This is a genomic window from Planktomarina temperata RCA23, assembly GCF_000738435.1.
Taxonomy (GTDB): Bacteria; Pseudomonadota; Alphaproteobacteria; order Rhodobacterales; family Rhodobacteraceae; genus Planktomarina; species Planktomarina temperata.
On record NZ_CP003984.1, the window covers coordinates 297,248 to 310,694 of the forward strand.

The window sequence follows — 13,447 nt, forward strand, 5'->3', positions numbered from 1 at the left end:
AATGGGTGGTACTGCGATTATCGGGCTGGGTGCAATGGGGCAGGGCATGGCCCGCAACATTATGCAGGCGGGCATTTCGCTGCGTGGTTTTGACTTGTCGACAGCCGCGCGAGATCGGTTCGCTGGCGCCGGGGGAATCGCCGAGGACAGCGCGGTGGATGCAGTCTCGGGTTGTGACCTGTTGCTTGTGATGGTGGCGACAGCCGCGCAGGCCGAGGCAGCGCTTTTCGATGGCGTTTTGGATGCGCTGGCAAAAGACGCCGTGGTCATCCTGTCCTCCACGGTTGCCCCATCAGAGGCACGGGCGATTGCGGCGCGATTGAACGATGCAGGACACCTGATGCTGGATGCGCCGGTGTCTGGCGGTCATGTCGGCGCAGACGGCGGTACACTCACCATCATGGCATCCGGCCCCGACACTGCGTTTGATCGGGCCGAGGCGGTGCTGGCGGCAATATCGAAAAAGGTTCACCGTCTTGGTGACGCACCGGGCATGGGGCAACCTATAAGGTCGTGCATCAACTGGCTGCCGGAGTGCATCTGGTGGCCGCTGCGGAACTGATGGCATTTGGCACCAAGGCGGGTTGCGATCCGAAAACGCTCCTAGACATCGTCTCGAGCTCTGCTGGCCAAAGCTGGATGTTGGACGACCGCGCACCGCGCATGATGCAGACCGATCCGGTCCCAACCTCGACTGTCGACATATTTATCAAGGATCTGGGCCTTGTCGTACAATCCGCACGCGATAGTGGCGCGCCGGTACCTTTGGCTGCGGCGGCCTATCAGATGATGGTGGGCGCGGGTGGCATGGGACTGGGACGGTCAGACGACAGCGCCGTGATCCGCGCCTATGAGGCACTGACCGGGTGCAGAGTTACCGAAACTGAAGCGGAAATTTCCGCGACAAAGGACGCCAACACATGAAACTTCTCGACGGACAAACGGCAATCATTACTGGCGCAGCGAGCGCACGCGGTCTTGGCAAGGCGATGGCGAAACTCTTTGCAGAACACGGTGCCAGGATCGTGATCCTTGATCTGGACGCGGCGCAGGCAGAGGATGCGGCTGCTGAGATCGGCCATGGGCACATTGGTCTGGCCTGCGATGTGACGCGCAAGCAGGATTGTGATGATGCCGTGGCAACCGTGCTCAAGGCACTGGGGCAGATTGATATCCTCGTGAACAATGCGGGCATCACGCAGCCGCTGAAGATCATGGATATCAGCCACGAGAATTATGACGCGGTGATGGACGTAAACCTGCTTGGCACACTTAACATGAGCCAGTCCGTCATCCCACATATGCGCGAGCGCAAGACGGGCAAGCTGATAAACATGTCGTCCGTGTCCGCACAGCGCGGCGGTGGGATTTTCGGTGGACCGCATTATTCGGCCGCCAAGGCCGGCATTCTGGGGCTGACCAAAGCGATGGCGCGGGAACTCGCGCCTGATGGCATCCGCTCCAACGCGATCTGTCCGGGTTTCATCGCCACGGATATCACAGGGGGCAAGTTGACCGCCGAGATGATGGACATGATACTTGAGGGTATTCCCATGGGCCGGGCCGGTGAGGCGTCGGATGTTGCAGGCTGTGCCTTGTTCCTTGCTTCCGATTTGTCGGCCTATGTCACAGGGTCTGAAGTGGACGTGAATGGCGGATCGCTCATTCATTAGGATAAGAAGCTATCGCGCCGCCAGTTGGCCGTGATCAAGATCGAATGCCTCGATCGTCAATCCGTGTTGGTCGAGCACTGTTTCGATCTGCGCAGTATGTTCCGACACTGCGGTATCCAGCCAGCCGAGAAAAAGCTTTACGGGACGGCGGTTGAGAAAACGGGCCGGGCAGATTGCCCAATACGACGGAAACATCAGCACCGGTATCTCCGGCAGGACAGGAACAAGCCGGCCCTCAGTCACTTCCGGCAATGCAAGTGCAAGCGATTCCAACACGATGCCTGCCCCGTCCAGGGCTAGTTGCAGCGCCATAGAAGAGCGGTCCATCAGGATCGACTTAGTGTTGCCACGGGTTTCGATCCCGTTGTGCATCAGCCAGAAGTCCCATTGGCAGATCGCCCGTGCGCTGTCGATCAGACGAGCCTGATCGAGCATCTCGGCAGGGTCATCCAATGCGTCCAAACTTTCAAGATATGCCGGGCTGCACAGGGGTAGCACATGGTCGTGCACAACAGCGCGGGCGTGCAAACCATGCCAGTCGCCCGTGCCATACCGGATGTCGAGGTCCATCACCTCGCGTTCGAAATCAGTGGGGTCCGGTGCTGCATCGACGCGTAATTCCCAGTCAGGGTGGCGCGCTACGAAGTCAGCCAGACGCGGCCCCAGCCACCGCACTCCGAAACTGGGCGTGACCCGCAGATTAAGGCGATGGGTATCGCGCGTCTTGCCCAGATGCCGGTCGGCATCGCGCAGCATCCTAAGGGCGGTGTTGGAAGTCTGGAACAACTGCTCCCCCTCCAGGGTCAGACTGAGCAAGCGCCCGTCACGGCGAAAGAGCTTGACCCCAAGCCGCTGCTCCAGAAGTTTTACCTGCTGGCTGACAGCGGAAGGGGAGACCGAAAGCTCCTCGGCGGCGCGGGTAAGCGTGCCGCGCCGTGCGACTGTCTCGAAATAGAGATATGCGTTGAGGTTGGGTGTCAATGGCATCGATCAGAATACCACTATCTGGAATGCATCGAGACCGTTACTTCGCTGCTTCATTGTCATTCCCCTCGCTTTGACGTGTCGCCGCTTGTGCCTTCACGAAAGTCCGCTTATCCCCAAACTTCGGCCTACATCCTAATCTGTCACTGCCTTCAAATTTTGACCTTCATGGGAGATCACGCTAATGATATCTCGTGATAGTTGATCCAAGTGCTTTCCGATGGCAGCATCAAGGGCCAAAGGCTCTCTATTACGCAATGCCATTAGAATAGCAGTATGTTCCGCTATCACATTACTACGATTCCGACGCTTAACTGCAGCAAGAAAACGCGCTCGCCAAAGACGCGCCAAGAAACGAGTGTGGATTTCTGCGATGGGCTCATTATGCGATGCTTTAGCAATTGCAGAATGAAAACTCATGTCGATTTCGAACATGTCGACGGTGTCTATAGTGCTATAGTTTTCGGACATATGCTGCGTGATTGCAGCAATTTCATCAATGTCTTTGTTAGTCGCACGCTCACATGCTAATTTGCCTGATAGCTTTTCAATTGATATCAAAACCTCGACATCGTCGGTAACGGCTTTGATATCCGGGATTGCAATTATGGGACTACGCGAAGGTCGTAAGGTGATCAGACCTTCGCGCGCTACGATACGGATTGCTTCGCGCATTGGTGTTCGGCTAACGCCAAGATCATTAGCTCTGGTGCGCTCTTTTACAGAATCTCCAGGAGTGAGATTACCTCGCAAGATGTCGCGGCGCAGCTGATTTGCAAGTTTTTCTGGCAAAGTTTGATCCGACATTTGGGGCCCTTGCATTATTCCCAGCATTTTTTCTGATAAGTTGAAATTTCGAAAGTTGTATACCGAAATTTGTTGCGTGTCGATTTAGAAATGAGTGAAATCTGTTGCGTGCCGATTTGGAAATGAGTAGGGTATCTCCTGAGATGGTATACCATCTTAAATCACTAACTCCAAAGTTTAGTGAGAATAATTAGGCGTAAAGTGCCTCAAAGGGAGAGAAACGAATATGAAGCTTAAAACATTACTTATGACCGCCGTCGCCGGTGCTACATTGGCTAGCGCGGCATTCGCACAGGACGTAACCTTACGCATCCAAACACACTATGCTACTGAGCATCCTACAGGTAAGATGTTGGCTCAATGGGTAGATGACGTCCAAACTATGTCTGGAGGCGAGATCTCTATTGAGATGTTCTATTCATCGTCTGTTGTTGCTACTGTTGAAACATTCGATGCTGCAATCAATGGCATTCTTGATTGTGATGCAACAGGCGGCGCTTACCAAACTGGTAAAAACCCCGCGTTCCAATTCGTTGGCGACATCATGGGCGGGTACGACACCCCTTGGCAGCAGTATAGCTGGCTATACTATGGCGACGGCTACGAAGCGGCTCAGGAGCTCTACAACGCTCAGGGCATGCAGTTGATTGGGTGGGCGGTTTATGGTCAGGAGTCGTTTGCGTCTTCTAAGCCAATTGCTGGCCCTGCAGATCTTGTAGGTTGGAAATTCCGTTCACCTCCAGGCATGGAGACAGAGATATTCGAAAAAATGGGTGCGTCACCAATCGTGATGGACTTTACTGAGATCTTTACTGCGCTTGAAACGGGTATCATCGACGGTGCGGATGCATCTGGCTTGGCCAACAACGTGGGACTAGGTCTTTACGACATCGTGAAGCACGCGAACTATCCTGGTTTCCATTCTATGCCATCAGACCACCTCGCTTGTAATCAAGCTGTGTGGGAAGGCCTGACCGAACAACAGCGCCGCATCATGGAGACGGCCTGGCAAAAGTTATCGTTCCAAATAGCAATGTTGAATGAGAAGGCAAATACTGAGGCGGCTGCTATGCTCCAAGAGCAGGGAGTCACCCTATATGATTGGTCAACTGAAGATAAAGCTGCATTCCGCGTTGCAGCGCAGGCCGCTTGGGACGATTGGGCCACACGTAGTCCGGAGGCAGCAGCGCTAGTTGAAAGCCACAAGGTTTACCTTCGCCAGCTGGGTCTCATCAAGTAATATTGGATGACCGCCCCTAACACTTAATGATCAAGGCGGGTGCAGTCCGTGCCCGCCTTTTTTGACCCGAATTTGATGTCCAATCACAGAAAGATTAGGAAGCAAAAAATGCAGATAGAATCGCTTTTTTTAGGGCGCATGAGAGCGCCGATCAAGACGGGAATGATCGTCTTTTGTGGCCTCACACTTTTGCTTTATCTGTTTCTTGTTGGGCAGCGAATGTTCGCAGTAGAACCCTACGGTATGTTTGAGATGATACGTCCTGCGGGAAAGCCGCTGGTACAGGTAACACTCACTTGTTTAGCAATATCATTAATCTTTGCATCAATCTTTTTGTCCGACACTAAAGGCGCAATTGAAACGCCTCCTGACGGTTTTTTTGATCTTGTGTCCGTGGTTTTGGGGCGCCTTGCGATGATTATGACAGCTTTTATTGTGCTAGTAATGTTCTACGAGGTCGTTTCGCGCTACGTATTCTCGCGGCCAACACTTTGGGCCAATGAACTGTCCCTGTGGATCGGATGTTTCGTTTTTTTGTTTGCAGGACTTTACGCCATGCAACAACGTAGCCATATCCGAATTTACATCATTTACGACACAATGCCTTGGTGGATGCAAAAAACATCTGACTGTATCTCCGTCCTGTTGATCGTTGCCTTCACCTTCGCCCTTGTTTGGGGTGGCTATACCGATGCCGAGAACCGCTTCATGCGGATGGAGACCTTTGGCACGGCTTGGGATCCGCCTATCCCTGGTATTGTCAAACCCGCACTACTAATCATTGTTGTCTTGGTCTGCATTCAAGCTGTTTCTAACTTGTTCGCCGATTGGAATAAGGCACCGCAGTCGCACACACCGGCCGACGAGATCGATGAAATGGAAATCGAAAACATCCGCCGTACTCTTGAGGAAAAGAACTAATGGTCGATATTGGCACACTATCTCTTATCGTTCTTCTGGGTATGTTCGCCCTGTTGGCCATTGGTATGCCTCTTGGGTTTGCCTCGGCGTTCTTGGCTGTTGTCACCCTCTCTTTAAAGTTCCCACCTGATCTTTTATGGGGTGATTTTGGGCGTGGCCCGCTGTCTGTCCTGGGGCAGGCGGTCTATCGGCAAATGACGAATTATGTGCTCATATCGGTTCCGTTATTTATATTCATGGCTGCAATGCTGGAGCGGTCTGGTATTGCGCGGGATATGTATTCGTCGCTCAACGTTTGGATGAGCCGGATGCGTGGCGGCATCGCCATAGCTACGTCTATCATGGCGGTAATAATGGCCGCGATGTCTGGTATTATCGGCGGTGAAGTTGTGCTGCTTGGCTTAATCGCTTTGCCCCAGATGTTACGACTTGGCTATGATCGCAATCTTGCTATTGGTACGATCTGTGCGTCTGGTTCACTGGGAACCATGATACCACCATCGATAGTTTTAATTTTTTACGGTCTTGTAACAGAGACATCTATCAAGGCGTTGTTCACCGCATCTTTTTTGCCAGGTTTTATGCTAGCATCGTTCTTCATTCTATATATTTTGATCCGCACGCGAGCGAACACATCATTAGCCCCCTTGCCAGATCCAATCCCGGGCGAGCCCGAAGGCTCAGAAAAGGGTTTGATGTTCCTCGGCTTTATCTCACGCTTTGCGATGTGGGTGTCGGGTGTTTTGTTCCTTCGCGCGGTCTTTTTTACCATGACAGGTGACAATACAATCCGCGAAAATGAAGACCCGATCACGTTGGGTATGGTCGCTGACATCCCTTGGATAGTTGGCGCGTTTGTGATCTTTGCTTTAATTGTGTTCGTGGTCGTTGGACGTGAACGTACCCAACGTGGTTGGAAAATGGGTAAAGGACTCATAGCCCCAATTGTTGTCATTGGTGTGGTCTTAGGGTCCATTTATGGTGGCATTACAGGTATCACTGAAGCTGCCGGCATGGGTGTGATCGCCGTATTCGCCATCGGTATCATCCGCCGCGAAATGACGTTTGATATCGTTTGGGACAGCTTGATCCGTACGCTTAAGTCGACAGGCACGATTATCTGGGTCACAATCGGTGCAGCAGCTTTGGCTGCTGCCTATACGCTTGTTGGTGGACCAACCTATGTAGCTAACATGATCATTGGAGCAGAGCTGCCAACGATGGGTATCATATTGATGATGATGCTTGTGTTTTTGATCATGGGCATGTTCATGGATTGGGTCGGTATCGTGCTCTTGATTATGCCGGTATTCCTACCCATCGTAGTACGACTTCCAGTTGAGGAAATCGGGCTCTTCGGCAGCATAGAAGCACGCTACATTCCGATCTGGTTCGGCGTTGTATTCTGTATGAACATGCAAGTCAGCTTTTTGTCACCACCCTTTGGCCCCGCGGCTTTCTATCTAAAGTCTGTTGCGCCGCCCGAGATTTCGCTGACAGATATCTTCCGCGGTTTCTTGCCGTTCATCTGTTTGCAACTGTTGGCACTTTCAACCCTGCTGATCTGGCCGAACATTATCACCATGTTCTTATGACTACGGCTAATATGGAGAAATAATATGACTGACAAACTGGTTCTTATGGGTGCTGGCGGCAAGATGGGTGTACGGAGTGCCGCCAACCTTGCGAGAACCGATTTCGACGTGGCGCATGTTGAAATCTCCGAAGCCGGACGCGCTCGATTGAAAGAGACTGTGGGCGTTGATTGCGTCGACATCGACAGTGCGATGGAGGGTGCAGACATCGTCCTGCTGGCCGTCCCAGATACCGCTATCAAAGCCGTCGCCGCTACGATCATCGACAAAGTGCCAAGTGGCGCGATGGTTATCTGCCTTGATGCGGCGGGTCCATTTGCTGGCCATCTACCCGCTCGTGAAGACGTTACTTATTTTGTTACGCACCCTTGCCATCCCCCGATTTACAACGACGAAAAAACAGACGCTGGCCGGAAGGACTACTTCGGTGGGATCGCCGCAGAACAGGGTATCGTAAACGCACTGATGCAAGGCCCGGAGAATCACTATGCTTTGGGTGAAAAAGTGGGTCGCGCCATCTATGCGCCTGTTGCGCGGAGCCACCGTGTCACGGTCGAACAGATGGCCTTGCTGGAGCCAGGCTTGTCCGAAACCGTTTGCGCATCCTTGCTAGACGTCATGCGTGAAGCCATGGACGAAGTTGTACGCCGTGGCGTGCCAAAGGAAGCTGCGCGTGACTTCTTACTCGGCCATATGAACATTCTTGGTGCTGTAATATTTGAGGAAGTTGATGGAGTGTTTTCAGACGCGTGCAACAAGGCGATTGAATTCGGCAAGCCTGTCCTGATGCGTGATGACTGGAAGCGGGTGTTCGAGCCAGACGAGATTGCCGCCAGTATTCAACGCATTACCTAAACTGATAGATCTAATGAATATTGGCGAAAAACCTGTTCTGGCGTGGCTGGGTGATGATTTTACTGGTGCCGCAGCCGTCATGGAAGTACTGGCGTTCGCTGGCTTGCCGGCAGTGTTGTTCTTGCGCCCGCCAACACCAGAACGGATGGAAGATTTTCCAGATATGCGTGGGATCGGTATCGCCAGTATGGCACGTACGTTTGATGCTGATCGTATGGATGAAGAATTGCCAGTCCTATTCGATATTCTCGCAAAAACAGGTGCGACATTGGTGCAATACAAGACGTGCTCAACCCTCGATTCAGCACCTCATATTGGATCAATCGGCAAAGCTATGGACATCGGTTCAAAGGCGTTTGATACCAACACAATCCCGGTCATGATAGCAGCCCCTGAAATGCGCCGTTACCAAGCATTTGGGCAGCTGTTTGCAGGAACTGATGCAGGGGTTTTCCGTTTAGACAGACACCCCGTTATGGCTAGGCATCCCGTGACACCTATGGGCGAAGCGGATGTGGCAGTGCATTTGTCGGCACAAACCAAAATGGCGATGCACTGCCTCAATTTTGAAGTTTTGAGTGATCTGGAAGGCGCTAAGGCTGCGATGGACATTGCTCAGGGTGGGATCACTATTGATCAGATGACATCCGCAGATGTTACGTCTGCGGGTGAGCTGTTGTGGGGCGCTGGGCATCGGTTTGTAGTTGGCTCACAAGGGATCGCCTATGCATTGGTCGCGTATTTCCAAAAGACAGGTGTGCTTGCGGCGTCACCTGCCGTCAAAGGCATTGGCCGCGCCAAGCGGATGGCTGTGGTGTCAGGTTCGGTATCGCCAATTACGGGGGATCAAATTGCATGGGCGCTAGACAACGGATTTGTGGATATCAGATTGGATGTTGTACGGGCTTGTGAAGGTGATCTTGCTGCCGAAGAAATCCGTGTTTTGGCTGCTGCGAAAGCCGCGTTGGAGCGCGATCAAGTCCCGCTAATCTATACTGCGCGTGGCACAGATGACCTGGCTGTCATGCAATTACGAGAGGCGGCTGGCGACGATCTTGCACAAATAAACGATGAGATTGGCACTTCTCTTGGACGTATCCTTGCGCGGCTCGTCGATCAATCGGCACTTGATCGCGCTGTGGTTTCGGGTGGCGATACCTCGGGGCATGTGTGCAGGGCCTTGGGCATCGATGCACTTACCGCCGCCGCCCCTACCATTCCAGGCGCTGCAATTTGCTTTGCCCATGGCGGAACGCGGCCGCTTACGTTGGCACTGAAGGGCGGACAGATGGGCAGCCGCGATTACTTTGGATGGGTTCTGAATGGAGGTGGCCAAAAATGACACGTTTGAAAGCAACCTATGAAATCGAAAGCCCCGTGGGCGTACAGCGCGCCGCTGAAGTTATGGCTGGTGAGCAATCGACAGGCACCTTCATGCGTCTCGCATCTGAGACCGACGCATTGCGCGGCCGCTCCGCAGCGCGGTTGGATCATATTGAAATCACGGGCACCTCTAGTCATCCTGCTTTGCCGTGTAGGTTAAGTGCTGAGAACTATGAGCAAGGCCGCGTAACCATTAGTTGGCCGATGGAAAACTTTGGCCCGTCCTTGCCCAATATCCTTGCCACTGTTGCAGGTAATTTATTTGAACTGGCCGAACTTTCTGCGATCCGGCTTGTGGATCTTGGTATACCTAATGCGCTGGCAACAGGGTGTCCTGGCCCTCAGTTTGGGATCGCAGGCACGCGACAGCTGATGGGAGTGCCAAGCGGGCCGATGATCGGGACGATTGTAAAGCCGAGCGTTGGATTAAGTGCTAAGCAAACGGCCGAACTTGTTAGTGATCTGGCGAAGGCGGACATCGATTTCATCAAGGATGACGAGTTGCAAGGCAACGGACCCGCATGCCCGTTTGCTGATCGCGCCAAATTGGTGATGCAGGTTTTGAATAGTGCCGCGCAAAAGTCAGGGCGCAAGGTCATGTATGCCTTCAATATCACTGACGAGATTGACGCGATGCGTCGTAACATTGACCTGCTCGAAAGCCTTGGTGCGACCTGTGCAATGATATCGCTAAACTCTATCGGCATGGCTGGCCTGAGGGCGATGCGCGACCACAGCCCGCTTCCGATCCATGCTCACCGCAATGGATGGGGTTTGATGTCGCGCTCGCCGCACATAGGGGTCGCCTATTCCGTAATGCAAAAACTGTGGCGGTTGGCGGGCAGCGATCATTTGCATGTGAACGGTCTCGCCAACAAGTTCACTGAGGATGATGACGTCGTTACTAACTCCGCGCGCGCCGTGCAAGCGCCCCTGAGCGAGGCTAGGCCACACGTGGCTTTACCGGTATTTTCCTCTGGTCAAACCGCGTGGCAAGTAGGCCCCTCGATGGAACTGCTCGGGAATGACGATTTTCTGTTCTGCGCAGGCGGTGGGATCATGAGCCATCCGGACGGACCCGCTGCAGGTATTACTAGTTTACGCCAAGCTGCAGCCGCACAAAAGGCAGGCGAGCGAGTGGAAGATTACGCCAAAGATCACCCTGAGTTAGCGGCTGCGTTGGCAACATTTAAGAGCACTGTGAACCGGAATTAGTCGTTCGGTTTGTCGTCTTCCAAGTAGTAGCGAATATTGTCTTGAAATGTGTCGTCGGCGTTCAGGCCCAAACGAAGTGCTTTGTCCGCGTGGATGTCCCAACGCCAGCCTGACACGATCTGCTTAATATCGGGCTGCGGATCCCATTGGATTAGTTTAGCTGCTTCAGGGCCTGAAACGGCTGTCATTGCGTCGATGACTTGAGCAATGGACCATGTCTTGCCAGGCATTTGCATGACGCGGTTCTGGCCTATGTCTGCGGCGTTCAATTCGGCACCTTTGACCAGATTTTCAACGCAGCGGCGTGGACTAAGATAGTAGTGTAAGAAGTCCGCCTCAACGGGGCAGATCGCTTCTCGGCCGTTCAGCGGTTCTCGCAGAATTGATGACATGAAGCTGCTGGCTGCGCGGTTCGGCTTGCCGGGACGCACGGATATGGTCGGTAGACGGAAAGCTCGACCATCGATGAACCCTTTGCGCGAATAATCATTGATCAGCAACTCACCCGCTGCTTTTTGCATTCCATAAGACGTCTGTGGATTGGGGTAACTGTGATCGCCAAGTGGATCCTTCGCCTCGCCTCCATAGACAGCCATTGAAGAAGAGAACACCAACATGGGTACTGTTCCCAAGGCACGGCAGCGCTCGAGCACATTGTAGGTACCGAACAAGTTGATGTTCATACCTGCGTCAAAGTCTTCTTCTGCATGGGCGCTGACGATCGCGGCCAGCAGATAGATCACATCAATTTTTGCTGTCACACAGGTAGCAACTGACGCGGCATCGCTGATATCGCAAGTGACGGTTTGGACAGGAAAGGGGGCTTCGATTGTGGGCGGTTCCATGACGTCTGCCAACGTAACTTGTGTTATCGCCTTGCCCTTTAGCGTCGGGCTGGCACCTAATTTCAATGCCAGCTTTTGGCCCAAAAAACCGCCACCGCCTAGTATCAGAATGTTCATGTCATATTCCCCTATGTGCCTAGCACTGATGACATTATGTGCTTCGTGCTTGCAACGTTGCCGTGATGGTATACCATTTCATCAACGTGATTTAATGCGCCCTTGTCAAGGGCTCGCACCTGGAGGAATAAAAATGGCGCAAGATATGACAATTGGCTTTATTGGCGTGGGCTTTATGGGTCACGGGATGGCGAGTAATCTGATCAAATGTGGCTATCCGATGTGGATCAAAGGCAACCGTAACCGCGAGCCGCTCGAAAGTCTGATTGCCAAAGGCGCGCAAGAGGCGACGACCCCACGCGAGATGGCGCAGCACTGCGATATCATCCACCTGTGCCTGTCGAACTCACTACAAGTTGAGGCGGTGATCCGTGGCTGTGACGGTGTTCTTGCGGGAGCGCGCGACGGACTTATCGTTATCGACGCCACGACGGCAGATCCCAACTCAACAGCGGTTTTGGTGGATGAGTTGGCAGAAAAAGGGGCTACGCTAGTTGATGCGCCGTTGGGGCGCACGCCGAAGGAAGCCGAGGCCGGTACGCTTGATGCAATGGTCGGCTGCGATGAGGCGACCTTTGCCAAGATCAAACCCGTGTTGGAATGCTGGGCAGGGAACATCACCCATGTCGGCGGCACTGGTAGTGGCCACAAAATGAAACTGCTGATGAACTTCATTTCAATGGGTTACGCCGCGCTTTATGCTGAGGCGACCGTCTTAGGGGCTTCGGTTGGTTTGCAGCCTGCGAAAGTGCGCGAAGTGATTGGATCAAGTCGCTTGTCCAATGGGTTCTTTGATACATTCATGACTTACGCCGTCGATCGGGATCGGGAGGTTCATAAATTTACAATCGAAAATGCGTCCAAAGACTTGCGCTATGTAAATACAATGGCTGCAGAGGCTGGCGTGGTAAACGTCATGGCAGGGGCAGCCAAACATTACTTTACTCATGTAGAGGCCTTGGGGCAGGGCGCTGATTACGTTCCGATGCTGATTGATCATGTTGCGCGGATGAACGGCATGGACATGGAGGTCGAGGCCGCCAAAGGCCGCGACTGATCAGTTGTCCATTGTGGCACGGCCATCGCTCAGTAAATTAAATAATGCGTTGCTATTCGCTGAATCCGCTTCTGACGTTGGGTGCCATCGCGGTTTCAGCGGCGCCCACAACGTCTAGCTTTGAGACCACTCTCGAAATACGGCACGACGACAACACCGTAGATGTCGGCCATTGCAATGGTGCTGCTTTTTGCGAGTTGGTCGCCAAGGCTGGCATAAAGTCCGACATGCTTCGGCCAGTCGGCATAGGTCAATTGTGGCTCAAACCTTTGCACCACGCAGGCAAGTGGACGTTTTGTATGCTCACAAGGTATCGCATCGGGCTGTCTGCCATAAAACCGATGCCACCTTTTTGGATAAGCATCGCGAGAACCGTATCGCCTTCTTGCATGCCATGGACAGCATCTAATGTGACTAAGCTGCAACGTGCGTAGTTGTCGTTGACCGCATGGACCGCGATAAGCACGCCGATTAGTGATGAAAATGTGGGCTTCACGGCTATAACTCCAACCATATGGCTCGCAAATGAACCCCTTCGGTCGGCATCTAAATGCAGAGATCCATGCTATGGTTGTGCGTGGAGAATTCATGCGCAAGGTCAGCTTTTTGGGCTTCCGATAATCAGTCGCCCCATGAATGGGGGCATCGCGCATTTTTTTGACGGCGAATTATACTTGCATTTGGTATACCAAATTGCCAACTTGTGAAAATACCGCCAATTCGGGGCTGCAATCATAAGGGGAGTTCACCATGCC

The 13,447-nt window shown here is 53.0% G+C and carries 15 protein-coding genes; 10 read left to right on the forward strand and 5 right to left on the reverse strand.

Annotated features, from left to right (window positions below):
- Position 1: 1 nt before the first annotated feature.
- Genes RCA23_RS16635 through RCA23_RS01365 form a run of 3 tightly spaced genes read left to right on the forward strand, consistent with a single transcriptional unit; the run spans position 2 to position 1,673 of the window.
- Complete coding sequence (locus tag RCA23_RS16635) at positions 2–562, forward strand: NAD(P)-dependent oxidoreductase (RefSeq protein ID WP_201770468.1); 561 nt, start codon at positions 2–4, stop codon at positions 560–562.
- Entirely contained in the window at positions 544–924 is a 381-nt protein-coding gene (locus RCA23_RS16640; protein ID WP_236631379.1) for an NAD-binding protein, read from the forward strand. The genes RCA23_RS16635 and RCA23_RS16640 overlap by 19 nt, the downstream gene beginning before the upstream one ends.
- Positions 921–1,673: an SDR family NAD(P)-dependent oxidoreductase gene (locus RCA23_RS01365; RefSeq protein WP_044048717.1), complete on the forward strand. Its 753-nt coding sequence runs from the start codon at positions 921–923 to the stop codon at positions 1,671–1,673. Before RCA23_RS16640 ends, RCA23_RS01365 begins: the two co-directional genes overlap by 4 nt.
- Positions 1,674–1,682: 9 nt before the next feature.
- Here the strand turns inward: RCA23_RS01365 and RCA23_RS01370 are convergent, their stop codons facing one another.
- Together RCA23_RS01370 and RCA23_RS01375 are read right to left on the reverse strand one after the other, a co-directional pair.
- A complete protein-coding gene (locus tag RCA23_RS01370) occupies positions 1,683–2,660 on the reverse strand; it encodes a LysR substrate-binding domain-containing protein (protein ID WP_044048718.1) in 978 nt (325 codons plus the stop codon).
- Between the two features lie 132 nt (positions 2,661–2,792).
- On the reverse strand, positions 2,793–3,464 hold the full coding sequence (locus tag RCA23_RS01375; protein WP_044048719.1) for an FCD domain-containing protein: 672 nt from the start codon (positions 3,462–3,464) through the stop codon (positions 2,793–2,795).
- A 226-nt stretch (positions 3,465–3,690) separates the two neighbouring features.
- Here RCA23_RS01375 and RCA23_RS01380 point away from each other — a divergent pair, with 226 nt between their 5' ends.
- The 6 genes from RCA23_RS01380 (at position 3,691) to RCA23_RS01405 (ending at position 10,673) form a co-directional block, all read left to right on the forward strand.
- On the forward strand, positions 3,691–4,704 hold the full coding sequence (locus RCA23_RS01380; protein ID WP_044048720.1) for a TRAP transporter substrate-binding protein: 1,014 nt from the start codon (positions 3,691–3,693) through the stop codon (positions 4,702–4,704).
- Between the two features lie 108 nt (positions 4,705–4,812).
- Positions 4,813–5,625, forward strand: coding sequence for a TRAP transporter small permease subunit (locus RCA23_RS01385; RefSeq protein ID WP_044048721.1), 813 nt, complete (start codon positions 4,813–4,815; stop codon positions 5,623–5,625).
- Positions 5,625–7,220: a TRAP transporter large permease gene (locus tag RCA23_RS01390; RefSeq protein ID WP_044048722.1), complete on the forward strand. Its 1,596-nt coding sequence runs from the start codon at positions 5,625–5,627 to the stop codon at positions 7,218–7,220. The genes RCA23_RS01385 and RCA23_RS01390 overlap by 1 nt, the downstream gene beginning before the upstream one ends.
- A 24-nt stretch (positions 7,221–7,244) precedes the next feature.
- Positions 7,245–8,075, forward strand: coding sequence for a phosphogluconate dehydrogenase C-terminal domain-containing protein (locus RCA23_RS01395; RefSeq protein WP_044048723.1), 831 nt, complete (start codon positions 7,245–7,247; stop codon positions 8,073–8,075).
- 13 nt (positions 8,076–8,088) lie between these two features.
- A complete protein-coding gene (locus RCA23_RS01400) occupies positions 8,089–9,417 on the forward strand; it encodes a four-carbon acid sugar kinase family protein (RefSeq protein WP_044048724.1) in 1,329 nt (442 codons plus the stop codon).
- Complete coding sequence (locus tag RCA23_RS01405) at positions 9,414–10,673, forward strand: ribulose-bisphosphate carboxylase large subunit family protein (protein ID WP_044048725.1); 1,260 nt, start codon at positions 9,414–9,416, stop codon at positions 10,671–10,673. Before RCA23_RS01400 ends, RCA23_RS01405 begins: the two co-directional genes overlap by 4 nt.
- Here the strand turns inward: RCA23_RS01405 and denD are convergent.
- On the reverse strand, positions 10,670–11,635 hold the full coding sequence (gene denD / locus RCA23_RS01410) for a D-erythronate dehydrogenase (protein WP_044048726.1): 966 nt from the start codon (positions 11,633–11,635) through the stop codon (positions 10,670–10,672). The two genes, RCA23_RS01405 and denD, sit on opposite strands and share 4 nt — an antisense overlap.
- 133 nt (positions 11,636–11,768) lie before the next feature.
- Here denD and RCA23_RS01415 point away from each other — a divergent pair, with 133 nt between their 5' ends.
- Positions 11,769–12,692 (forward strand): NAD(P)-dependent oxidoreductase, encoded by a 924-nt coding sequence (locus tag RCA23_RS01415; protein WP_044048727.1) that lies wholly within the window; start codon positions 11,769–11,771, stop codon positions 12,690–12,692.
- Positions 12,693–12,787: 95 nt separating this feature from the next.
- Here the strand turns inward: RCA23_RS01415 and RCA23_RS16365 are convergent, their stop codons facing one another.
- Positions 12,788–12,946 carry a hypothetical protein gene (locus RCA23_RS16365; RefSeq protein ID WP_169701301.1) on the reverse strand — a complete coding sequence of 53 codons (159 nt, stop codon included), beginning with the start codon at positions 12,944–12,946 and terminating at the stop codon, positions 12,788–12,790.
- On the reverse strand, positions 12,943–13,188 hold the full coding sequence (locus tag RCA23_RS01420) for a hypothetical protein (protein WP_169701302.1): 246 nt from the start codon (positions 13,186–13,188) through the stop codon (positions 12,943–12,945). The genes RCA23_RS16365 and RCA23_RS01420 overlap by 4 nt, the downstream gene beginning before the upstream one ends.
- Positions 13,189–13,447 lie beyond the last annotated feature (259 nt).